This is a genomic window from Bradyrhizobium sp. ORS 111, assembly GCF_045571485.1.
Classification (GTDB): domain Bacteria; phylum Pseudomonadota; class Alphaproteobacteria; order Rhizobiales; family Xanthobacteraceae; genus Bradyrhizobium.
The window spans coordinates 3,461,215-3,482,352 of sequence record NZ_CP120701.1; the positions used below are offsets into that span (position 1 = coordinate 3,461,215).

The 21,138-nt window shown below is 64.3% G+C and carries 21 protein-coding genes; 12 read left to right on the forward strand and 9 right to left on the reverse strand.

Annotated elements, in window-relative coordinates; translation table 11 throughout:
• Nucleotides 1-12 precede the first annotated feature (12 nt).
• Both P6U30_RS15970 and P6U30_RS15975 read right to left on the reverse strand, forming a co-directional pair.
• Nucleotides 13-1,014 (reverse strand): dienelactone hydrolase family protein, encoded by a 1,002-nt coding sequence (locus tag P6U30_RS15970; protein WP_407169884.1) that lies wholly within the window; start codon nt 1,012-1,014, stop codon nt 13-15.
• A gap of 59 nt (nt 1,015-1,073) precedes the next feature.
• A complete protein-coding gene (locus P6U30_RS15975) occupies nt 1,074-1,484 on the reverse strand; it encodes a DUF4260 domain-containing protein (protein WP_407151972.1) in 411 nt (136 codons plus the stop codon).
• A gap of 187 nt (nt 1,485-1,671) precedes the next feature.
• On the opposite strand from P6U30_RS15975, the gene P6U30_RS15980 reads away from it, so the two are divergent.
• Nucleotides 1,672-3,204, forward strand: a complete 1,533-nt coding sequence (locus P6U30_RS15980; RefSeq protein ID WP_407151973.1) for an acyl-CoA carboxylase subunit beta — start codon at nt 1,672-1,674, stop codon at nt 3,202-3,204.
• A 101-nt stretch (nt 3,205-3,305) separates the two neighbouring features.
• Entirely contained in the window at nt 3,306-3,656 is a 351-nt protein-coding gene (locus P6U30_RS15985; RefSeq protein ID WP_407169885.1) for a hypothetical protein, read from the forward strand.
• A gap of 146 nt (nt 3,657-3,802) precedes the next feature.
• Here P6U30_RS15985 and P6U30_RS15990 read toward each other — a convergent pair whose 3' ends face one another.
• Nucleotides 3,803-4,264: a VOC family protein gene (locus P6U30_RS15990; RefSeq protein WP_407169886.1), complete on the reverse strand. Its 462-nt coding sequence runs from the start codon at nt 4,262-4,264 to the stop codon at nt 3,803-3,805.
• Nucleotides 4,265-4,632: 368 nt separating this feature from the next.
• Between P6U30_RS15990 and P6U30_RS15995 the strand changes: the two genes are divergently transcribed.
• Nucleotides 4,633-5,964 (forward strand): IS1182 family transposase, encoded by a 1,332-nt coding sequence (locus tag P6U30_RS15995; RefSeq protein WP_407165344.1) that lies wholly within the window; start codon nt 4,633-4,635, stop codon nt 5,962-5,964.
• Nucleotides 5,965-6,139: 175 nt separating this feature from the next.
• Here the strand turns inward: P6U30_RS15995 and P6U30_RS16000 are convergent, their stop codons facing one another.
• On the reverse strand, nt 6,140-7,378 hold the full coding sequence (locus P6U30_RS16000) for a glycerophosphodiester phosphodiesterase family protein (protein ID WP_407169887.1): 1,239 nt from the start codon (nt 7,376-7,378) through the stop codon (nt 6,140-6,142).
• A gap of 124 nt (nt 7,379-7,502) precedes the next feature.
• Between P6U30_RS16000 and P6U30_RS16005 the strand changes: the two genes are divergently transcribed.
• Nucleotides 7,503-7,820, forward strand: coding sequence for a hypothetical protein (locus P6U30_RS16005; protein ID WP_407169888.1), 318 nt, complete (start codon nt 7,503-7,505; stop codon nt 7,818-7,820).
• Nucleotides 7,821-7,917: 97 nt separating this feature from the next.
• Here the strand turns inward: P6U30_RS16005 and P6U30_RS16010 are convergent, their stop codons facing one another.
• From P6U30_RS16010 to P6U30_RS16020, 3 genes are all read right to left on the reverse strand, one after another.
• Nucleotides 7,918-8,166: a GCG_CRPN prefix-to-repeats domain-containing protein gene (locus P6U30_RS16010; RefSeq protein WP_407169889.1), complete on the reverse strand. Its 249-nt coding sequence runs from the start codon at nt 8,164-8,166 to the stop codon at nt 7,918-7,920.
• A gap of 154 nt (nt 8,167-8,320) precedes the next feature.
• The gene (locus P6U30_RS16015) at nt 8,321-9,328 is read right to left on the reverse strand and encodes an alpha/beta fold hydrolase (RefSeq protein WP_407169890.1); all 1,008 of its coding nucleotides are present in this window, start codon (nt 9,326-9,328) and stop codon (nt 8,321-8,323) included.
• Nucleotides 9,329-9,395: 67 nt separating this feature from the next.
• Nucleotides 9,396-10,091 (reverse strand): ArsR/SmtB family transcription factor, encoded by a 696-nt coding sequence (locus P6U30_RS16020; RefSeq protein ID WP_407151981.1) that lies wholly within the window; start codon nt 10,089-10,091, stop codon nt 9,396-9,398.
• A 127-nt stretch (nt 10,092-10,218) separates the two neighbouring features.
• Here P6U30_RS16020 and P6U30_RS16025 point away from each other — a divergent pair, with 127 nt between their 5' ends.
• The 3 genes from P6U30_RS16025 (at nt 10,219) to P6U30_RS16035 (ending at nt 11,821) form a co-directional block, all read left to right on the forward strand.
• Complete coding sequence (locus P6U30_RS16025) at nt 10,219-10,527, forward strand: NIPSNAP family protein (RefSeq protein WP_407169891.1); 309 nt, start codon at nt 10,219-10,221, stop codon at nt 10,525-10,527.
• 31 nt (nt 10,528-10,558) lie between these two features.
• Entirely contained in the window at nt 10,559-10,909 is a 351-nt protein-coding gene (locus P6U30_RS16030) for an antibiotic biosynthesis monooxygenase family protein (RefSeq protein WP_407169892.1), read from the forward strand.
• Nucleotides 10,910-11,005: 96 nt separating this feature from the next.
• Nucleotides 11,006-11,821, forward strand: a complete 816-nt coding sequence (locus tag P6U30_RS16035) for an oxaloacetate decarboxylase (protein WP_407169893.1) — start codon at nt 11,006-11,008, stop codon at nt 11,819-11,821.
• A gap of 61 nt (nt 11,822-11,882) precedes the next feature.
• Here the strand turns inward: P6U30_RS16035 and P6U30_RS16040 are convergent, their stop codons facing one another.
• A complete protein-coding gene (locus P6U30_RS16040; RefSeq protein WP_407169894.1) occupies nt 11,883-12,308 on the reverse strand; it encodes a hypothetical protein in 426 nt (141 codons plus the stop codon).
• A gap of 147 nt (nt 12,309-12,455) precedes the next feature.
• On the opposite strand from P6U30_RS16040, the gene P6U30_RS16045 reads away from it, so the two are divergent.
• Entirely contained in the window at nt 12,456-13,097 is a 642-nt protein-coding gene (locus tag P6U30_RS16045) for a trimeric intracellular cation channel family protein (RefSeq protein WP_407169895.1), read from the forward strand.
• A gap of 4 nt (nt 13,098-13,101) precedes the next feature.
• Here P6U30_RS16045 and P6U30_RS16050 read toward each other — a convergent pair whose 3' ends face one another.
• Nucleotides 13,102-14,328, reverse strand: a complete 1,227-nt coding sequence (locus tag P6U30_RS16050) for a cytochrome c (protein WP_407169896.1) — start codon at nt 14,326-14,328, stop codon at nt 13,102-13,104.
• Between the two features lie 234 nt (nt 14,329-14,562).
• Between P6U30_RS16050 and P6U30_RS16055 the strand changes: the two genes are divergently transcribed.
• From P6U30_RS16055 to P6U30_RS16070, 4 genes are all read left to right on the forward strand, one after another.
• Nucleotides 14,563-18,054 carry an indolepyruvate ferredoxin oxidoreductase family protein gene (locus P6U30_RS16055; protein ID WP_407169897.1) on the forward strand — a complete coding sequence of 1,164 codons (3,492 nt, stop codon included), beginning with the start codon at nt 14,563-14,565 and terminating at the stop codon, nt 18,052-18,054.
• A gap of 253 nt (nt 18,055-18,307) precedes the next feature.
• Nucleotides 18,308-19,465 (forward strand): thiolase domain-containing protein, encoded by a 1,158-nt coding sequence (locus tag P6U30_RS16060; protein ID WP_407169898.1) that lies wholly within the window; start codon nt 18,308-18,310, stop codon nt 19,463-19,465.
• Nucleotides 19,465-19,854, forward strand: a complete 390-nt coding sequence (locus tag P6U30_RS16065) for a Zn-ribbon domain-containing OB-fold protein (RefSeq protein ID WP_076831312.1) — start codon at nt 19,465-19,467, stop codon at nt 19,852-19,854. The genes P6U30_RS16060 and P6U30_RS16065 overlap by 1 nt, the downstream gene beginning before the upstream one ends.
• 206 nt (nt 19,855-20,060) lie before the next feature.
• The gene (locus tag P6U30_RS16070; protein ID WP_407169899.1) at nt 20,061-20,921 is read left to right on the forward strand and encodes a MaoC/PaaZ C-terminal domain-containing protein; all 861 of its coding nucleotides are present in this window, start codon (nt 20,061-20,063) and stop codon (nt 20,919-20,921) included.
• Nucleotides 20,922-21,138 lie beyond the last annotated feature (217 nt).

Genomic DNA, 21,138 nt, shown 5'->3' on the forward strand with positions numbered 1-21,138 from the left:
TCGCTCTCGCGGCTACCCCAGCCCAAACAGCGTCTGCAGGAAGTCGCTGACCGCCTTGCGCGCCTCGATCGCGGTGGTCGGATTGCCGCCGACATGCGGGCCGCGCTCGACGCAGGCATCCTTGTAGCTGAACGGCTCCTGCGTTGCCGCGTTCATCAAGACGCCGCCTTCGCCTTCCCTGATGGTGCAGTGGCGGACGGTTTGCGAGGTGGTTGCTTCCACCACCGTGTTGTTGCCGAGCAGGCCGGAATCGAAGCCGTGCGCGGAATCCGGATATTCGGTCAGCGCCACGTCGCGCTTGGCCTCTTTGAGGCGCGCGACATAGGCCTTGCAGCTCGCCACCGGATTATAGTCGTCTGGCGTTCCGTGGAAGATCCGGATCGGACGCGCTGCGACTTCGGTGTCGGCCAAATAGCTGGTCGAGCAATCCGGATAGAACGGGATATAGGCCGCGAACTGCACGCCGGACTTGTTCCAGAGCTTGTTGAAGCGGTCGAGGCTCGCATAGAGCGCCGCCTGTCCGCCGCGCGAGAACCCCATCAGCGCGATGCGATCAGGATCGACCCGCGGGTGCTTCGCCAAGATCTCCAGCGAGCGGTAGATGTCGACGATCAGATTGAGCCGGCCGAGCAGCGCCTGGTTCGGGCCGGTCGCGGTCAGGCCGCGGCCGGAGAAGCCGTCGATTACGAAGGTCGAGATTCCCATGCCGTTGAACTGGCGCACCCAGGCGTCCATCCCGCTGCCGACGCCGCTCGAGCCGTGCATCAGCACCACGACCGGCAGCCGGCCGCTGCCTTGCGCGATCCTGAGTTCGCCACCGACCGTGACCGGCTTGCCGTTGCTGTCGCCGGTCAGGAATTGCTGGTCGGAGATCGTCAGCGAGGGAATGGCGTAGATCTCGGTGCGGGCGGCAATCTCCTTCGGGATCTGCTGCGCGCTGGTCTCGATGCAGGTGAACAGCACGGCGCAGCAAAAGAGGATGGCCGTCGCGGCCAGGCGCCAGTCTGTCAGCATCGGATGCCCCCGGAAAAGTCTGCGGTTCGCCCTTGGCGCGCGACTACAGCAAGCGTCCGTCAGCCTGTCAATTTGTCCTTCCCGATCCGCCCGAGATGGGTGAAGCCGAAGCCTCTGGAATATTTCAGCCCGTAGCCGAGCGCGCGGTCGATCCCGATATGGGCGAGCCAGATCATCGCGATCGAGAGCACCAGCGGCTCGGCGCTGGCGAAGCCCAGCGTCATCAGCGCCACCGGCGCCAGATAGGCATGGGCCGCGTTATAGACGATGGCGCCGACCCGGGGGCCGGCGAGATAGGCGGCGAAGCTCAAGTCGGGCACCAGGAAGAGCAGGACATAGACTAGCCACGAGCCCTCCCATTGCGCGTAGAGCACGGTCATCCCCAGGAACAGCACCAGGCCCTCCAGCCGGAGCAGGGTGCGCACCCCGCCGGTCGGTGCGCCGGTCTCGGCCTCGGTCGTTTCGGTCATTGCCATCTCCCCAGATATCGGAAAATCCTACCGTTTTTGCGCCCCAACCCGCCCATAAGGCGGTTTCCGGTTACGAAACGGCCGTGCTAAAGCGTCTCCGGGCGAAGTGGGAACCGGTTCGCATCAAGACAATACGTCGGCACCATCCCGCAAACGGTGGTCCAGTAGCTAATACGGGCGGAAGCAGATGAAAGATATCCTCGATACCCTCGAAGAACGGCGCGCCGGCGCCAAGCTTGGCGGCGGCGAGAAGCGCATCGAGGCGCAGCACGCCCGCGGCAAGCTGACCGCGCGCGAGCGGATCGAGCTTCTGCTGGACAAGGGGTCGTTCGAGGAATTCGACATGTTCGTCGAGCACCGCTCGATCGAGTTCGGCATGGAGAAGACCAAGATCCCCGGCGACGGCGTCGTCACCGGCTGGGGCACGGTCAACGGCCGCAAGACCTTCGTCTTCGCCAAGGACTTCACCGTGTTCGGCGGCTCGCTGTCGGAAACCCACGCGCTGAAGATCACCAAGCTGCAGGACATGGCGATGAAGGCGAGGGCGCCGATCATCGGCCTCTATGACGCCGGCGGCGCGCGCATCCAGGAGGGCGTCGCAGCGCTCGCAGGCTATTCCTACGTGTTCCGCCGCAATGTCATCGCCTCGGGCGTGATCCCGCAGATCTCCGTCATCATGGGCCCCTGCGCCGGCGGCGACGTCTATTCGCCCGCGATGACCGACTTCATCTTCATGGTGAAGAACACCAGCTACATGTTCGTCACCGGCCCGGACGTGGTGAAGACCGTCACCAACGAGGTGGTGACCGCGGAGGAGCTCGGCGGCGCCTCGGTGCACGCCACCCGCTCCTCGATCGCCGACGGCGCGTTCGAGAACGACGTCGATGCTCTCTTGCAGATGCGCCGCCTGATCGACTTCCTGCCATCCAACAACACCGACGGCGTGCCGGAATGGCCGAGCTTTGACGATGTCGGCCGCCTCGACATGTCCTTGGACACGCTGATCCCCGACAATCCGAACAAGCCCTACGACATGAAGGAGCTGATCCTGAAGGTCGTCGACGAGGGCGACTTCTTCGAGATCTCGGAAACCTTCGCCAAGAATATCGTCACCGGCTTCGGCCGCATCGCCGGGCGCACCGTCGGCTTCGTCGCCAACCAGCCGATGGTGCTGGCCGGCGTGCTCGACAGCGATGCCTCGCGCAAGGCCGCGCGGTTCGTGCGGTTCTGCGATGCCTTCAACATCCCGATCGTTACCTTTGTCGACGTGCCGGGCTTCCTGCCGGGCACCGCGCAGGAATATGGCGGCCTGATCAAGCACGGCGCCAAGCTGCTGTTCGCCTATTCGCAGTGCACGGTGCCGCTCGTCACCATCATCACCCGCAAGGCCTATGGCGGCGCCTTCGACGTCATGGCGTCGAAGGAGATCGGCGCCGACATGAACTACGCCTGGCCGACCGCGCAGATCGCGGTGATGGGCGCCAAGGGCGCGGTGGAGATCATCTTTCGCTCGGACATCGGCGACCCCGACAAGATCGCCGCGCGCACCAAGGAATACGAAGACCGCTTCCTGTCCCCCTTCATCGCCGCCGAGCGCGGCTATATCGACGACGTGATCATGCCGCATTCAACCAGGCGGCGGATCGCGCGTGCGCTGGCGATGCTGAAGGACAAGAAGGTGGAAATCCCTGCGAAGAAGCACGACAATTTGCCGTTGTAGCGGTGTCGTAGAGTGGGTTAGCGACACGTAACCCACCACCTTCGCTCCAAGCGATCTGCGGCGGGTTACGGCTTCGCCTAAGCCGCCTTAAGAGCTTGAACATGACGATCGAAGACGAGCCGACCGACGAGATTTCAGAGCTCGAAGAGCGGATCGAGGACCTCGCCGAGATCGCCGAGCGATGCCGGCGGATCATTCTGGGGTCTAAGGTCGCAATCGCGGGCGGGTTCGTGCTGTTGATTGTCGCGATACTCGGCCTGCTTGGAGATAGTCCGGCCGCAGCACTCGGAGCGATTGCGCTCGTGCTCGGCGGCATCGTGTCGCTTGGATCGAACGTCAGCACGCTGCGGCAGACCGAGGCCGCGATCAGTGTCGCCGAGGCGCGCCGAGCGCGCCTGATCGGCAGCATCGACCTTCGCGTGGTCCACGATGCGCCACTGAAGCTGATCTGATGCGCGGACCTACGCGGAGGCGTAACCCGGACAAGCGCAGCGATATCCGGGGACGCTCCATCAGCGCAGCATGGCTCACCCGCATAGCGCTCCGCTCATGCGGGTTACGCGGCTGGCAATTCCCCCTGCGACGGCCACGCCTTCGCCTAGGCCGCCTTGTGTTGTTGCTTCATGAAGTTCGCCGCTCGCTTCTTGAGTTCGGCCGGCGGCACGTCCTCGATATGTGTGCCGATATGCCAGTGGTTGCCGGCCGGGTCCTTCACGCCGCCGCTGCGGTCCCCATAGAATTGATCCGCGGGTTCCATCAACGATGTGGCGCCGGCCTTGAGCGCCATCTGATAGACCGCATCGACGTTGGGCACGTAGAGATACAGCATGGTTGACGTAGCCTGGGCACGCTCCGAGGAGTCGGCGATCATCACGATCGAGTTTCCTATCTTGAACTCCGCATGCATGACCTTGCCATCGGGGCGCATCATCGGCTCGAAGACCGGTTGAGCTCCGAACGCCTCTTTCATGAAGCTGATGATTTTCTCCGCGCCATCGACGACGAGATAGGGCGTGACGGTGTGGAATCCCTCGGGAACCGGCTTGACTTGTGTTGCCATGGTTGTCTCCTCTGGTTGCTTGATCCACGCAAGTCGACCCAGCCCGCCTTCTTGTTTTGGTTGGATTGTCTATCCGTTCTTTGAACAAAGTATGACCGCCATTGTGCCGCGCTGGACGGATTGACCAGGGGCGGTCGATGGCCGAGGCGCGTGGATGGCCTGCGACAAATCAATCCGACGGGCAAGATTCCGCTTCCGTCGTCGGGCAACTCAGCATTACGACTCCGCGCGTCTCGGCTGGTGGCCGTGCATCCTTCGAGACGCGTGCAGGAGCGCGCTCCTCAGAGCCTGTGAATCTTTGTGCAGATTTTGATTGAGTTTGCACGCTTGCAGTGATTCCTGATTGTGGACACTGGAGAGGTGCAACGATGTCCGGCGATGAACTCTTTTCGGATCTTCCGCAGCAGACACGAGCACGTGCGAACGATGCGGGCGAGCCGCGGATGCGAGAGCCGGTGCGCGATCAGATCGAACTTCGGGCGGTCGATCTAGAGGCATTGGTGGCTGCCGACCACCCGGTGCGGGTGATCTGGGCCTACGTTGAGAAACTTGATCTGCAGGAGCTTGAAGAGGCGATCAGAGCCCGCACCCACACGCCGGGACAGGCGCCGGCGAGCCCGCGGCTTTTGCTGGCGCTATGGCTTTATGCGACGAGCGAGGGCGTTGGCAGCGCGCGGGCGCTGGCGCGGTTATGTGAGAGCCACGACGTCTATCGGTGGCTGTGCGGCGGGGTCAGCGTCAACTATCACGGCTTGGCCGACTTCCGCACGGCGCATCCGGAGCTTCTGGATCGGCTGTTGAGCGACACTGTCGCCAGCCTGTCGGTGGCCGGGGTCATCGACCTGGATGAGGTGGCACAGGACGGGGTCCGGGTGCGTGCGTCGGCTGGGACCAAATCGTTCCGTCGCCGCAAGAAGCTTCACAAAGAGCTGCGCAAGGCGCAACGGCTGATCCGCCAGTTGAAGGAAGAAGCCACTGACGATCCGCAAGCCAGCAACCGGCGGATCGTTGCGGCCGAGGAACGGGCCGCACGTGAACGCGAGGCGCGTGTGGCCTCGGCGCTGAAGAAGCTGGCCGAGATCGAGGCCGAGCGCGAACGGCGCAGCACGACCAACAAGAAGCAGGTCGAGAAGCAGAAGGAACCGCGCGCCTCCACCACTGATCCCGATGCTCGCGTCATGAAGATGGCCGATGGTGGCTTCCGTCCCGCCTACAATTGCCAGCTCTCCACTGCCGCCGGTGGTCAGATCGTGCTCGTCACCGACGTCACAACGGTCGGTTCCGACCGCGGCCTGGCCCGGCCGATGCTGGACAAGATCAACCGCCGCTATGGCCGATGGCCGAAGCGCCATCTGGTCGATGGCGGCTTCAACAAGAATGACGATACCGAGTGGGCGGCTGGCCGCGGGATCAAAATCTACGGGCCACCTTCACGCAGCAAGCATCGGCGCGATCCCTATCAGCCGAGCGACAGGGATGGACCGGGTGTCGCCGCCTGGCGCGTCCGCATGAGAAGCCCGCACGGCAAGTCAGTCTACAGGCGTCGCGTCCAGGCAGAGTGCATCAACGCCCGCTTCCGCAACTGGGGCCTGCAGCGGTTTATGGTCCGCGGCCTCGAAAAGGTCCAAACGGTGCTGCGCTGGTTCGCCCTCACCAACAACATCCTGGCCGGACACCGCCTGCTGCAGGCCGCCGCCTAATCAAACAATCACCGCTAGCCTCTGCCCGCCGCAGTCCCTCTCCGCTAAAGCTGCCAACCTTCAATTAGATTCACAGCCTCTCAGGATGACGGTATCGACAGCAGCCGCGCGGCCCTGGCTCGGCGCCCGTGGCACGTAGCCGTATTCGCCAACGCCTTGTCGGCGCGGCCAACCCTCACTTCATCCCCATGCAGTTCGCATAGAACGTCGTCGTCGCCGGCCAGTCGGAGAACATCGCGCGGACGCCGACCTGCTTTGCCAGCACGTCGAGCACGGTCAGGGTGTCGCCATCGCGGTCGATCGCTGCCTTCACCGACTTGTGGTAGAACCCGCCGCCCTTGTTGAGCGGCCCGTCGCGCTCCAGCGACCAGCCGATCAGATCGAGGCCCGCGGCCTTCGCGGCCCTGGCGTAGGCGGAGGGGACGATCTCGCCCTTGTCGTTCAACGCCAGCATCGCGTAGATCGGCGGCCCCAGGATTGCGACGCCCGAGGCCTTCAATTCCGCCATCGAGGGCTTCCAGGTCTCGGGCCGGTTGGGGTCGAGACCGCTGCGTTCCTCCAGGTAGATCGCCTGCTTCGCAAAATCCGGTTCGGTCTTCACCCAATAGAGGATGTCATTCAGATTGAAGCTCTGCGGAAACACGTCGCTCGCGGGGATGCCGGCGGCCTTGTAGGCGGCGAGCATTTGCGTCGCGTATTTTTCCTGGGTGTAGTCGCCGTCGAACGGCATCGGCACTTCCGGCGCCTTCAATTCGGGGACGAACTTCGCGCCCAGGCTTTTGATCAGTGCGATGCTCTCGTCATGCGTCATCATGGTGCCGGTGGTGGCATAGAGATCGGTGCGCCAGCGCGGCGTGCCGCTCTGATAGTCTTCCGCCGTCGTCGCATTCGGATTGAAGCCGTCCATCTTCGCGGTCAGCCGCTTGAATTCGGCGAGCGTGATGTCTGACGTGCAGCACTTCGCGGAGGCCTTCTTGCCGGTTAAGGGATCGGCCGGGCTGAACGGCTGCGAGCACTTCGCGGCAAGGTCCGGTACGGTCAGGATGTTGGTCGTGCTCTGCAGGTCGCATTGCGAATGACGGCAGACCAGTTGGCGGTCCTTCGTGAAGGTGACGTCGCACTCGATCACGCCGGCGCCCATGCGCGCCGCGGCAAGATAGGATTCCCGGCTGTGCTCGGGAAACTGGAGCGCCGCGCCGCGGTGGCCGATCGAGAAGTCGGTCCTGTGGAACGGGCCGGTGCATTGGCTCAGGGCGCGCTTCAGCGGCCCATCCTTCATCTTGTCGACCAGATAGAACGGCCGCGGCCCGATCTGCGCCTCGCGCGGCAACACGATCTCGTCGGCCGCGACCGGCAGGGCGGGGCAGGTCGCCAGCAACATGGCGAACAGGGCGGTGCGATGGCGGGCAGGCATGGGTGGTCTCCGCGAACAGGCGTTGTCAGGATGCGGATATATCATGGAGCATGCGGCGGCTGCGTGAACCAGCGCCATAAGCGTCGCCACGCATGCGCAACGAAACAAACTGTGGAGGAGCCCAATGCCTGCTGCCTATTTCGTCGTCCGCGCCACAGTCACGGATGCCGCCAAGCGGCCTGCCTTCGACGCGTGGTATTCGCGCGAGCATCTGCCTGACGCGATGAAGTCCTTCGGGGCGCAGCGCGCCTGGCGGTGCTGGAGCCTGAGCGATCCGTCGCTGCACCAGGCGACGTATCAGTTCGCGGACCAGGCGGCGCTGGAGCGCGCGGCGAGCAGCGATCACATGAAGCGGCTGGTTGACGATTTCAACCGCGACTGGCCGGAGGTGACGCGCACGCGCGATCTGTTGCTGCTTGCGGAGGAGGTGACGGCGACATGATGTTCATGTGATGTGATGCCGCTGCCCCTGCATGACGGATGTCGCAAAAGAAAAACCCCGCGCGAGGCGGGGTTTGGTTGATCGTATCGTGCCGCGATCAGATCGGGCGGCAGCGGCCGTAACGCCAGACGAAGCCGTAGGGGCAAACACGTGCACGCGGCGCCACCACAACCGGCGGCCTCACGACGACGGGGCCCGGAGCGACCACGACGGGGCCGCGATTCCTGACGCAACCGCCGTAAGGACCGCGATGCCAGCCGGGGCCGCAACCGCCAGCGGCCTCAGCCGCGCTCATTCCGGCGAACGCGGTCGTGACCAAAATTGCTGCTGCAAAAAGATATTTCATGTCGTCTCCTTCGATATGGGCCGCAGCCAGCGGCCCGCAACAATCATTCAGTCCCGATTCGCCGAGCCGGATCATTGCAGAACCCGTGCCCTCTGTCGCCAACCGTAACGCGCGGGGCTGAATGCGACATGAACATTGCAACTCGCTTGCTGCGTCAGTGCGCCGCAAGGAAGCTCAGCAACAATTCGTCATACTTCGCGGGCGCTTCGAGAAAGACCAGGTGCCCGGTATTCGGAATCACCTCGGCGCGCGCGTTCTGCATCTTCGCCGCCAGTGCCTTGGCGAGATCGGCGTTCTGTCCCATCTTCGGACGCAGCGCTTCCGGAGCGTTCGGCCGGCCCGGCGCGTTGTGGTCGTCGGCGCCCATGATGAACAGCGTCGGCTGCGTGAGCAGCGGTATCTCGTGCACGACGGGCTCGCGATAGATCATCTGGGCGGAGGCGACGAACGCGTGCAGCCAGCGCGGATATTCGGCGCTGCCCTTGATGTTGAACCGCGCATCGATGAACGGCGTCACCTGGTCCGGCGGCAGCTTCAGCGCATAATTGGCCTCGAGCTGCTTGCGATAGCCCTCCGCGGTCAGCTTGTCTTCGTGCTCGAGGATCTTCTCGGTCGGCGTCGGCGGCACGTAGAGCCGGTAGTCCTCAAGCCCGATCGGCGCGGTCAACACCAGATGATTGACGCGATCGGGATAGGCGCGGGCGATGCGCACCGCGACCATGCCGCCCATCGAATGCGCGACGACGTCGGCCTTGGCGATCTGCAGATGATCGAGCAGCGTCATCGTGTTGCGCGCGAGATTGTCGAAATGCAGGTCGCCTTGCGGCTTCGAAGATTTGCCGAAGCCGACCTGATCCGGCACCACGGCGCGATAGCCGGCATCGGTCAGCGTCTTGATGACGGGTGCCCAGTAGCTGGAGGGAAAGTTGCGGCCGTGCAGCAGCACCACGGTACGTCCGTTCGGCTGCGCGGGCGCGACGTCCATATAGGCCATCCGCAACTGCTCGCCGTCATTGACCAGCGGCAGCATGTGGACGGGGTAGGGATAAGGGAAGCCTTCGAGCCCGATGCCGTAGGGCTCGCGCTCGGCAGCGGAGGCGGGCGCGAAAGGCAAGGCGAGCAGAGCGGCGAACAGCGCCGCGGCAAAGGGACGATGATTCATGGAAGGCTCCGGAAGCGATGTCACGCGTTCGTGCGGGCCGGCCTGGCGCGCGAGCGAACGCGCGCCGTTATTCGCCCGCCCCGAACAGCGCTGCAAATCGCTTTTCGCCGTTTCGCGAAAAATTGACCACGCGGCTGCCCGGCGTCGCGTCGCGCGCGGCCCACTTCAGTTCCGTGAAACGGTCCATGATGGCGGCGCCCAATGTGCCTGCGAGATGGTGCCGTCGCTCGCTCCAGTCGAGGCAGGCCTTGCACACCGGACGGCGCGGATGCGTCAGCGCGTCGGCGTCGATCTGCAGCTCCTCGGCCATGAAGCGCTTGCCGTCGCCGGTGAGCTCGATCGCCTGCTTGGTCTGGCGGATCAGCTTCTGCCGCTTCATGCTGTCGAGCATCTGCACGCCGAGGTCGCCCGCGAGATGGTCGTAGCAGACCCGCGCGCGGCGCAGCGCCGGATCCTTCGGACCAGTGCGCACGCGCATGTGGCCGGCACGGGCTGCGATCCCTTGCAGGCCTTCGAGCACGTCGGCGACATCGGGATCGGTGAGGCGGTAATAGCGGTGGCGGCCCTGCTTCTCCGGCTCGACCAGCCCGCCGGCCTCGAGCTTCGCCAGATGCGAGCTCGCCGTCTGCGGCGTGATGCCGGCCTCCTGCGCCAGCTCACTCGCGGTCAGCGCGCGACCGGTCATCAGCGCGGTCAGCATGTTGCAGCGTGCGGGATCGCCCACGAGGGCGGCAATCCTGGAGATGTCGGGTCCTGCTTTCATAGTTCGATGTTAGCCGAAGCATCGACGTTGAGCAAGCCGCTAGTGTTTTGCAATGTCGCCGTTGCGAGGACCCATACGGAGCGCGACCGGTTGGCTCTGCAATGGCGGAAACCATTGGAGGTTCCCTATGACCATCACCGTCTTCATCCGCTACCAGCTCGATCCATTCAAACGGGCGATGTTCGAGGAGTATTCGCGGAACTGGCTGTCGATCATCCCGCGCTGCGGCGGCGACCTGATCGGCTACTGGATGCCGCACGAGGGCACCAACAATGTCGCATTCGCGCTGATCTCGTTCGAAAGCCTTGCCGCCTATGAGGCCTACCGGGCGCGGCTGCGCACCGACGAGGAGGGCGTCGCGAACTTCAATTTCGCGGAAGAAAACAGGTTCATCCTGGCGGAGGAGAGGACCTTTCTGCGCAAGGTCGCGCTATAGTGCCGCCAACACAATAAGTGCGGAGCCACCCATGATCGCCGTGATCTTCGAAGTCTGGCCGAAGCCGGAGCACCGGCAGCAATATTTCGACCTGGCGGCTGCGTTGAAGCCGATCCTGCAGGAGATTGACGGCTTCATCTCGGTGGAACGGTTCGAGAGCATCACCGAGAAAGGCAAGTTCGTGTCGCTGTCGTTCTTCCGCGACGAGGCGGCGGTCGAAGCGTGGCGCAATACGGTCGAGCATCGCCGCACCCAGGCCAAGGGCCGCGCGCAGATCTTCGAGAATTATCGCCTGCGCGTCGCCAGCGTGATCAGGGATTACGGCATGAACGAGCGTGATCAAGCGCCGAAGGATAGCCGCGCAGTTCACGAGGCGCGGTAACGAGCTATCAGGCGAGGCGCCTCCTGTTCGCAGCTCTGGCGCGCACAAGCGCGCGTGCCTATCTCTGCGCGGCCAACCAGGCATAGGGAGAAGACAATGCTGCTGACAACTGCTGACAAACGAGCTGCCTTCAAGAAGCTACATGAGAGCGGGTGCTTCATCATCCCGAACCCGTTTGATGTCGGCAGCGGCCGCGCATTACAACATCTCGGCTTCAAGGCGCTGGCATCGACCAGCGCAGGCTTTGCCTGGACGATCGGTCGGGCCGACAACCGCGTCACGGTCGACGACGTCTGCACCCATCTGACGGCGCTGTGTGCGGCCGTCGATATTCCCGTCAACGCGGATTATGAGGGTGGCTTCGCGGTCGAGCCCGACAGCGTCGCGGCCAATGTCGCGCGCGGTGTGAAGACCGGCGTCGCCGGGCTGTCGATCGAGGACTCCACGGGAGACGCGGCCAAGCCGCTGTTCGACTTCACGCTCGCGGTGGAGCGCATCAAAGCGGCGCGCAAGGCGATCGACGCCGACAACAGCGGCGTCTTGCTCACCGGGCGCTGCGAGGCATTCCTGTGGGGTCAACAGGACATCAAGCTGGTGATCGAACGGCTGCAGGCCTACTCGAACGCTGGGGCCGATGTTCTCTATGCGCCGGGCATCAAGACCAAGGATGACATCGCGGCGGTCGTAAAGGCGGTGGCGCCGAAGCCGGTCAATCTTCTGATTGGCGCACCGGGTCTGTCGTTGCAGGAGGCCGGCGACCTCGGCGTACGCCGGATCAGCGTCGGCGGCTCGCTGGCACGGATGGCCTGGGCCGGGGTGATGAAGGCCGCCAAGGAGATGGCCGAGAAGGGTACCTTCACCGAGTTCGCCAACGGCTATCCCGGCGGCGAGCTGAACAAGATGTTCAAGTGATCGGGCGCAAACAAAAAGCAGCGGGCCGATGAGGTCCGCTGCTTGGTCATTCTCCGTCCGCTCAATAGCTGTTCTTGTTGCCCTCCGAGCCGTCGTTCTGCTGGCCGGTCGGCTGGTTGGCAGAGGGGTTTGTGGGCTGCGCCGGCGCCGCTCCTGTGGTCATGCCGGGCTGGCTGTTCGGCTTCGGCGTCACGTCACGCATGCCCGGAGGCGCCGTGGCCGGATTGCCCGAGTTCTGTTGTGCGGTCTGCGTGGGCGGTGTCGTGCCTGCCTGGTTCACCGACGTGTTGTTCAGTCCATAGAACAGCGCGCCCAGCACCACGGCGACCGCGACGGCGAACATGGCAACCTTGGTGCCGCTGACCGGACCTTCTCCGAGTTCCGGATCCGGCTGCACCTCGTTGTCCAGACTGTTGAAGCGCGCCTGGCGACGGAGTTCCTCATCGGTCGGGTCGGCGCGCCGCGGATCGTTGGGATCGTAGGTCATTAATTGTTCCTCCGTTAGCACCCCAAAACTAAACGCAGGAGACAATGGCTGGCGTCTCAGGATGTTCCGCGCCAATGTTGCAACCGGTTCATGATGGAACCGCTGATTCCCGTTCCCCGATGCAGGATTTGATAAGGTCTTTTCCCGATGTGGACCCTGCTGCCCACCGATTCAGTGCTGCACGCACTCTCATTCATAGCGGTTGCGGCGCAGTCGATGACCGCGGCGCTGGCCGCGGGCAAGCGCAGCATGGATTGGGCCGGCGTCTGTATGCTCGCGGCCGTCACGGCGCTTGGCGGTGGCACCATTCGCGATGTGCTGCTCGGCCATTACCCGCTGCTCTGGGTCGCGCATCCGATCTATCTTGCGATCGCGGTGGTTGCGGCCTTCGTCACCATCGTGCTGGCGCGGCTGGTGCACCGCCTCAACCTCGCATTCCTCGTGCTCGATGCGATCGGGCTCGTGGTGCTGACGATGGCCGGCTGCGATATCGCCTGGCAGGTCGACGCCTCGCTGCCGATCGTGATCGTCTCCGGCATGATCACGGGCTGCGCCGGCGGCGTGCTGCGCGACATTCTCTGCAACGAGGTGCCGCTGTTGTTTCGCAGCGAGCTCTACGCCAGCGTCTCCGTCGTCACCGGCTTGTTCTATGCGACTGCGTTCGGCCTGGAGGTGAACGACCAGCTCTGGACCCTGCTGACATTCGCGCTCGGCTTGACGCTGCGCCTGCTCGCGATCCGCTTCAAATGGGAGATGCCGAAATTCGTATTCGATCACGAGGAGCGGTGAGGACCTATTTCGCCTGCCGCGCTTTCACGACGTCGTCCGCCGTCACCGCCGGCGCGGCATTGCCCCAGGAATTGCGGATATAGGTCGCGACATCGGCGATCTGCTGGTCGGTCAGCTTCGGATAGGACGGCATCGAGCCGGCGTTCGGCGCCCGCGGCGTGGTCACGGTCTGCGCGCCGTCGAGGATGATGCGCAGCGTGCTCGCAGGGTTGGCCGATTGCAGGTTGGCGTTGCCGGGCAGCGGCGGATAGACCCGCGGTGAGCCCGAACCATCGAGTTCGTGGCAGGAGACGCAGGCCCCACGGTAGATCTGCTCGCCGTCGCTCATCTGCGCGGCCGGGGGTGGGCTGACTTCAGGCTCCGGCGCGCCGGCCGGCAGGCCCTTGAGATAGACCGCGATCGCGCGCAGGTCGGCGTCGCTCATCTTCGAAGTGGAATTGACGACCACCTCCGACATCAGCGGACCGGCATGGCTGCGCCCGTTGCGGCCGCTCTGCAGATATTCGACGATATCGTCGACGCTCCAGGACTTCAGCCCGCTGCGACCAGCCCCATCGAGCCTCGGCGCGAACATGCCCTGGACCATGTTGCCGCCGAACGCCTGATCGTTCCGGTCGGCGCCGAAAACGTTCTTCGGCGTGTGGCAGGCGCCGCAATGAGCGAGACCCTCGACGAGATAGCGCCCGCGATTCCATTGCGGGCTCTTGCCCTGGTCCGGCTGGATGATGCCGGGCGTGAAGAACAGGTAATCCCAGGCGCGCATCAGCACGCGGTAGTTCAACGGCCAGCGCAATTCCGGCGGCGGCGCCTTGTTGGCGACGGGGACGAGCGTCGCGAGATAAGCGCGGATCGCCAGCATGTCGTCGCGGATCAGCTTGGTGAAATAAGGGTAGGGAAACGCCGGGTAATAATGCGCGCCGTCCGGCGAGACACCAGTGCGCAGCGCGCGCAGGAAGTCATCGTCGCTCCAGCCGCCGATGCCGGTATCGCGGTCGGGCGTCAAATTCGGCGAGAAAACAGCGCCGAACGGCGTGTCGACCCGCTTGCCGCCGGCAAAGGGCTTGGCGGGGTCGGCGGTGTGGCAGCTCGCGCAATCGCCCGCGATCGCCAGGGCCTTGCCGCGGGCCACCGTGTCGTCGGACGGCTCGGCCCGGCATTCGCGCGCCGCGAACGCACCGCACAACAGCAGGGTCGCCAGAATCACTGCCGTCGTTCGACGTCGCTGCCCCATCCTTGCACCGTCCGCTTCGCGAGCCGCGTTACGCCATTTCGCGGCAGACCCGTCCTGCGACAGAAACCGAAACGGCGCTCCGATATTCCCGGCACGAAATTGCGATTTTTGAATGCCGAGCTTCCTTACTCAGAATTGTGCTGCGCGCCGCGAAAAATCCGACATAGACTGGCTCTAACCAGCTCGGATGACTAGCTAAAAGTCGGTCGTCGCGACCAGCGAAAAGAGGGCTAAATGGGAATCAACCAAGGGCCTATCAGCCTCGACCAGAAATACACCCAGGACACCGGCCACGTCTTCCTGACCGGCATCCAGGCGTTGGTCCGCCTGCCGATGGCGCAGATCAGGCGCGATCGCGCCGCCGGCCTCAACACCGCAGGGTTCATCTCCGGTTATCGCGGATCCCCCCTCGGCGGCTACGACCAGCAGCTATTCGCCGCCCGCAAGCATCTCGAGCAGTACAACATCAAGTTCCAGCCCGGCGTGAACGAGGACCTTGCGGCCACCGCGATCTGGGGCTCGCAGCAGCTCGGGCTGTCGCCCGGCGCCAAGTATGATGGCGCCGTCGGCATTTGGTACGGCAAGGGCCCCGGCGTCGATCGCTGCGGCGACGTATTCCGGCACGGCAATGCCGCCGGCTCGGCCAAGCATGGCGGGGTGCTCTGCCTTGCCGGCGACGACCACGGCGCAAAATCCTCCACCGTCCCGCATCAGTCCGACCACGCCTTCATCTCCGCGCTGATGCCTTATCTCTATCCCTCCAGCATCCATGAAATGATCGAGATGGGCCTGTTGGGTATCGCGATGTCGCGTTACTCCGGCTGCTGGGTCGGCATGAAGGTGATCACCGAGACGGTCGAGACCACGGCCGAGATCGACCTCACCGATGAGATGACGCCGTTCGTGATCCCGACCGATTTCGAACTGCCGCCGGGCGGGCTGAACATCCGCTGGCCGGACGATCGTTTCGAGCAGGACCGCCGGCTGCAGGACTACAAGGGCTTTGCCGCGATCGCCTTTGCCCGCGCCAACCGGGTCAACCGCGTCACCATGGATTCGCCCAACGCGCGCTACGGCATCATGGCCTCGGGCAAGAGCTACGAGGACATCCGTCAGGCGCTGCGCGAGCTCGGCATCACGCCAGAGATCGCCGCCAAGATCGGCATCCGCCTCTACAAGATCGGCATGCCCTGGCCGCTGGAGCCGGAAGGCGTCCGCAATTTCGCGGTCGGCCTCGAGGAGATCTTCATCGTCGAGGAACGCCGCGAGATCGTCGAGAACCAGGTCAAGCAGGAGCTGTTCAACTGGCGCGACGACGTCCGCCCGCGCATCGTCGGCAAGATGGACGATCACGACAAGCGCTTTCTCACCTTCGCTGCCGAGCTCAGCGTCGCCTCATTGGCGAGCTCGCTGACCGAGCGACTTCTTCGACTTAATCTCAATCCTGAAATTGCCGAGATGCTGCGCGCCAAAGCCGACTGGTTCAACGGCCGGCAGTCGACGCAGATGCAGGCGACCGCGCCGGTCACCCGTGTGCCGTATTTCTGCTCGGGCTGCCCGCACAATACCTCGACCAAGGTGCCGGAAGGCAGCCGCGCGCTCGCCGGCATCGGCTGCCATTTCATGGCGCTGTGGATGAACCGCTCGACCGAGACCTTCACCCATATGGGCGGCGAGGGCGTGCCGTGGGTCGGCATCGCGCCGTTCACCAACGAGAACCATATCTTCGCCAATCTCGGCGACGGCACCTATTTCCATTCGGGCATTCTCGCGATCCGCCAGGCGATCGCCTCCAAGGCCAACATCACCTACAAGATCCTCTACAACGACGCGGTGGCGATGACCGGCGGCCAGCGCCACGACGGCGACCTCTCGCCGCAGCAGATCACACACCAGCTCCACGCCGAAGGCATCCGCGAGATCTATCTGGTCTCGGAAAATCCCGATGCCTATCCGGCCGACACGATCGCGCCCGGCGTCAAGCTCTATCATCGCGACGAGCTCGAAAACGTCATGAAGATGTGCCGCGAGTACAAGGGCACGTCGGCGATCGTATTCGTGCAGACCTGTGCCGCCGAGAAGCGCCGCCGCCGCAAGCGCGGCCTGATGGAGGACCCGCAGCGCCGCGTGCTGATCAATCCGGCGGTCTGCGAAGGCTGCGGCGACTGCTCGGTGCAGTCGAACTGCATCTCGGTCGAACCGCTGGAGACCGAGCTTGGGCGCAAGCGCACCATCAACCAGTCGACCTGCAACAAGGACTATTCCTGCGTGAAGGGTTTTTGCCCGTCCTTCGTCACCGTGGACGGCGGCAAGCTCAGGCGGCGCGCACCGCCCGATCTCGGCTCGATCGGCGATCTGCCGGAGCCGGCATCGAAGCCTCCGCTCGACCGGCCCTACAACATCGCGGTCGGCGGCGTCGGCGGCACCGGCGTGCTGACGATCGGCGCCTTGCTCGGCATGGCCGCTCACATCGAGGGCAAGGCCAGCATGATCCTCGACATGTCCGGCCTTGCGCAGAAGGGCGGGGCGGTGCTGAGCCACGTCCGGCTCTCCGAGCACACCGCAGACGTGACCTGCTCGCGGATCGTGACCGGCACGGCCGATCTCGTGCTCGCCGCCGACGAGGTGGTGGCGGCTTCGAAGGACACCATCACGCTATGCGATGCGAGCCGCACCGTCGGCATCATCAACAGCCATGTGATCCCGACCGCGGATTTCATCCTGAACCGCGATTTCAACTTCCAGACCCGTAAGGTCAACAGCGTGCTGGAGACCGAGCTGCGCACGGACTCCACCTTCTTCGACTTCACCAAGCCGGCCGAGGCACTGCTCGGCGACAGCATCGCCACCAACATCATGATGCTGGGATTCGCCTATCAACGCGGCTTGCTGCCGCTGTCGGCCGAGGCGATCGAGAAGGCGATCGAGGTCAACGGCGTCTCGATCAAGATGAACACGCAGGCGTTCGAACTGGGCCGGCTCGCCGCCGCTGATCCAGCTCGCCTCGCCGCGATGCTGAAGGATCAGGACGACGTCGTGCCGCCGAAGACGCTGGAGGCGATGTCGCTCGACGAAATCGTCACCCATCGGATGGCGCTGTTGACCGGCTACCAGAGCTCGCGCCTGGCGAAACGCTACCGCAAGCTGGTCGACCAGGTCCGCGAGGCCGCGGCCAAGGGCGGTTATGGCGAGGCGCTGCCGCGCGCGGTCGCAATCAACTACGCCAAGCTGCTTGCCTACAAGGACGAGTACGAGGTGGCGCGCCTGTTCACGGACGGTCATTTCGAGAAGCAGTTGCGCGACCAGTTCGAGGGCGAGTTCAAGTTCAGCTTCAATCTCGCGCCGCCGATCCTCGGCGGCGGGCTCGATGCGCAGGGCCGGCCGAAGAAGCGCGCGTTCGGCGCCTGGATGATGTCCGTCTTCAAGGTGCTCGCGAAATTCCGCTTCCTGCGCGGCACGCCGCTCGACATCTTCGGCTACAATGCCGATCGCAAGCTCGAGCGCGATTTGATTGCAGGCTATGAGAAGGACGTCGCGACAGTGCTCGGCCTTCTGTCGCCGCTCAATCACGACATCGCGGTCGAACTGCTCTCGCTGCCCGATCGTATCAGGGGCTACGGCCCGGTGAAGGAGAAGGCGATCAAGGAGGCAAAGGTTCGCTACGCGCAACTCGCAGCCGACCTCGCCAACCCACCGCCGGCACCACGACAGGTGGCGGCGGAGTAGGCTCGCCAAGCTCTCGATGTCGTCCCGGCGAAAGCCGGGACCCATTACCACCGCAGTTCGTTGTTGCACAACGCTAGGACCACAGCACCATCTACCAACACGATCCTGTGGTTATGGGTCCCGGCTTTCGCCGGGACGACGAATGAGCTTGCAGATACGAGTCTCGCCTGACGGAATATTTCCGCGCTTGCCAAGGTCGCGCGAGCAGTTCAGAAAAACGCTGGACGATTGAGAGACGCCAGCGGAGAACGATTTGACCATCAAGGGCAAAGCCTACATTGCCGGGATCTATGAACATCCCACCCGGCACGCACCCGACAAATCAACTGCACAGCTTCACGCCGAGGTCGCCAAGGGTGCGCTCGAGGACGCCGGGCTCACCAAGGACGATATCGACGGCTATTTCTGCGCCGGCGACGCGCCGGGCGGGCTGTGGCCGATGGTCGACTATCTCGGCCTCAACACCAAGAAGTTGCGCCACGTCGATTCCACCGAGACCGGCGGCTGTTCCTATCTGATCCATCTCGGCCACGCCGCCGAAGCGATCGCCGCGGGCAAGTGCTCGGTCGCGCTGGTCACGCTGGCGGGCAAGCCGCGCACCGGCCCGATGCCGCCGCGCGCCGCCGGCGCCGAGCTCGATTTCGAATCCGCCTACGGGGCTACCACGCACAATGCCTACGGCATGTGTGCCATGCGCCACATGCACGACTACGGCACCACCTCCGAGCAGCTCGCCTGGATCAAGGTCGCGGCCTCGCATCATGCGCAATACAACCCGCATGCGATGCTGAAGGAGGTCGTGACAGTCGAGGACGTCTTGAACTCGCCGATGATCTCCGACCCGCTGCACCGGATGGATTGCTGCGTCGTCACCGACGGCGGCGGCGCGATGATCGTCACCACGCCCGAGATCGCGAAGAGCCTGAAGAAGCCGCTGGTGCGGTTGATCGGCCATGGCGAGGCGATGAAGGGGCCGCGCGGCGGCAAGGATCTCGACCTGACGTACTCCGCCGGCGTGTGGTCCGGTCCGCGCGCCTTTGAAGAGGCGGGCGTGACGCCGAAGGACATCAAATACGCCTCGATCTATGACAGCTTCACCATCACCGTGCTGATGCAGCTTGAAGACCTCGGCTTCTGCAAGAAGGGCGAGGGCGGCAAGTTCGTCGCCGACGGCAACCTGATCTCGGGCGTCGGCAAGCTGCCATTCAACACCGATGGTGGCGGTCTGTGCAGCAACCATCCCGTCAACCGCGGCGGCATGACCAAGATCCTCGAGGCTGTCCGGCAGCTACGCGGTGAGGCGCATCCGAAGGTGCAGGTGAAGAACTGCGACCTCGCGATCGCCCACGGCACTGGCGGCCTGCTCGGCGTTCGCCACGCCGCCTCAACCTGCATTCTGGAGCGCGCGTGATGTCTGAAGCCAAGAAGTACAATGCCCCGGTGACCAACCCGGAGACCGCGCCGTTCTGGGAAGCGGCGAAGGCCGGCAAGTTCATGATCAAGCGCTGCAACACTTGCGGCGAAGCGCATTACTTCCCGCGCGCGATCTGCCCGTTCTGCTTCTCCGACAAGACGGTGTGGGAGGAGTCGAGCGGCGAGGCGACTGTCTACACCTACAGCCTGATGCGGAAGTCGCCGACCGGGCCCTATGCGATCGCCTATGTGACGCTGAAGGAAGGTCCGTCGTTGCAGACCAACATCGTCGATTGCGATCTGGAGAAGGTGAAGATCGGCCAGAAGGTGAAGGTGGTGTGGAAGCCGACCGATGGCGCGCCACTGCCGTTCTTCACGCCGGCCTGATTTTACCCTCTCCCCTTGTGGGAGAGGGTGCCTTCGCTGCAAGCGAAGGCGGGTGAGGGGTCTCTTTCCGCGAAAAGAATCTCTCTGCGGCGCGAACCCCTCACCGAAGCGAGTTTGTGACTGACGCCGGCGTGGCCCTCTCCCGCAAGGGGAGAGGGCGCTTCAACGAGCACCGCGCCGCAAGAAAGTTCGGGGAGAAAACAACAATGCCGATCGTGTATGAAGAGCTCATGGCCCTGAAAAATCTCGGCCAGAAATACAGCTACACCGACCGCGACGTGATGCTCTACGCCTATGGTATCGGACTGGGCGCCGATCCGATGGACGAGAAGGAGCTGGCCTTCGTCAACGAGGGCACGCTGACGCCGCGTCCGCTCAAGGTGGTGCCGACCTTCGCGTCGGTCGCGGCGTGGGGCGCCGGTCCCGGCGAGATGAATCTCAACCGCGTGATGGTGGTCGACGGCGAGCGCGACATCACCTTCCACAAGCCATTCGCGACCGCGGCCCACATCACCGCCGACTCAACGGTGCTCGACGTGTTCGACAAGGGCAAGGACAAGGGTGCTGTCATACGTCACCAGACCGTGCTGAAGGACGAGAAGGGCGAGAAGCTCGCCACGCTGGTGGCCTCGCGTTTCGCCCGCGGCGACGGCGGCTTTGGCGGGCCGTCAGACGGCCAGCCCGAGCCGCACAAGGTGCCGGAGCGCGCGCCCGACAAGGTTGTCGATATCACGACGCGGCCCGACCAGGCGCTGATCTACCGGCTCTGCGGCGACCGCAATCCGCTGCACTCCGATCCGGAGTTCGCCAAGAAGGCGGGCTTCCCGCGCCCGATCCTGCACGGCATGTGCACCTACGGCATCACCTGCCGCGGCGTGCTGCAGACCTATGCCGACTACGATCCGTCCGCCTTCAAGCAGCACGCGGCGCGGTTCTCCTCGCCGGTGTTTCCCGGCGAGACCGTGACGATGGAGCTGTGGAAGGACGGCAACGTGGTGTCGTTCGAAGCCAAGGTGAAGTCGCGCGGCGTCACCGTGATCAAGAGCGGCAAGACGGTGCTGGCGTAGGCAACGCGTCGCGGCCGTCGGCTCCCTCGCCCCGCTCTCTTGTCCGCCGAAGCCCGCCTTCGGGCGAAGGCGGATGCGGGGAGAGGGTGGGGTGAGGGGCGCCTCCGCGGAGCAGATGTCGCGGATAGTCCAGTGCCCCTCAACCGAAATTCGCTGGCGCGAATTCCGACCTCTCCCCGCAGGCGGGGAGAGGTGAAGAAGACAAAGCAAGGGAGAA

Bases quoted from the DNA above. Each gene is read 5' to 3' on its own strand.
- P6U30_RS15970 (WP_407169884.1), bottom strand. From the start codon at position 1,014: ATGCTGACAGACTGGCGCCTGGCCGCGACGGCCATCCTCTTTTGCTGC.
- P6U30_RS15975 (WP_407151972.1), bottom strand. From the start codon at position 1,484: ATGACCGAAACGACCGAGGCCGAGACCGGCGCACCGACCGGCGGGGTG.
- P6U30_RS15980 (WP_407151973.1), top strand. From the start codon at position 1,672: ATGAAAGATATCCTCGATACCCTCGAAGAACGGCGCGCCGGCGCCAAG.
- P6U30_RS15985 (WP_407169885.1), top strand. From the start codon at position 3,306: ATGACGATCGAAGACGAGCCGACCGACGAGATTTCAGAGCTCGAAGAG.
- P6U30_RS15990 (WP_407169886.1), bottom strand. From the start codon at position 4,264: ATGGCAACACAAGTCAAGCCGGTTCCCGAGGGATTCCACACCGTCACG.
- P6U30_RS15995 (WP_407165344.1), top strand. From the start codon at position 4,633: ATGTCCGGCGATGAACTCTTTTCGGATCTTCCGCAGCAGACACGAGCA.
- P6U30_RS16000 (WP_407169887.1), bottom strand. From the start codon at position 7,378: ATGCCTGCCCGCCATCGCACCGCCCTGTTCGCCATGTTGCTGGCGACC.
- P6U30_RS16005 (WP_407169888.1), top strand. From the start codon at position 7,503: ATGCCTGCTGCCTATTTCGTCGTCCGCGCCACAGTCACGGATGCCGCC.
- P6U30_RS16010 (WP_407169889.1), bottom strand. From the start codon at position 8,166: ATGAAATATCTTTTTGCAGCAGCAATTTTGGTCACGACCGCGTTCGCC.
- P6U30_RS16015 (WP_407169890.1), bottom strand. From the start codon at position 9,328: ATGAATCATCGTCCCTTTGCCGCGGCGCTGTTCGCCGCTCTGCTCGCC.
- P6U30_RS16020 (WP_407151981.1), bottom strand. From the start codon at position 10,091: ATGAAAGCAGGACCCGACATCTCCAGGATTGCCGCCCTCGTGGGCGAT.
- P6U30_RS16025 (WP_407169891.1), top strand. From the start codon at position 10,219: ATGACCATCACCGTCTTCATCCGCTACCAGCTCGATCCATTCAAACGG.
- P6U30_RS16030 (WP_407169892.1), top strand. From the start codon at position 10,559: ATGATCGCCGTGATCTTCGAAGTCTGGCCGAAGCCGGAGCACCGGCAG.
- P6U30_RS16035 (WP_407169893.1), top strand. From the start codon at position 11,006: ATGCTGCTGACAACTGCTGACAAACGAGCTGCCTTCAAGAAGCTACAT.
- P6U30_RS16040 (WP_407169894.1), bottom strand. From the start codon at position 12,308: ATGACCTACGATCCCAACGATCCGCGGCGCGCCGACCCGACCGATGAG.
- P6U30_RS16045 (WP_407169895.1), top strand. From the start codon at position 12,456: ATGTGGACCCTGCTGCCCACCGATTCAGTGCTGCACGCACTCTCATTC.
- P6U30_RS16050 (WP_407169896.1), bottom strand. From the start codon at position 14,328: ATGGGGCAGCGACGTCGAACGACGGCAGTGATTCTGGCGACCCTGCTG.
- P6U30_RS16055 (WP_407169897.1), top strand. From the start codon at position 14,563: ATGGGAATCAACCAAGGGCCTATCAGCCTCGACCAGAAATACACCCAG.
- P6U30_RS16065 (WP_076831312.1), top strand. From the start codon at position 19,465: ATGTCTGAAGCCAAGAAGTACAATGCCCCGGTGACCAACCCGGAGACC.
- P6U30_RS16070 (WP_407169899.1), top strand. From the start codon at position 20,061: ATGCCGATCGTGTATGAAGAGCTCATGGCCCTGAAAAATCTCGGCCAG.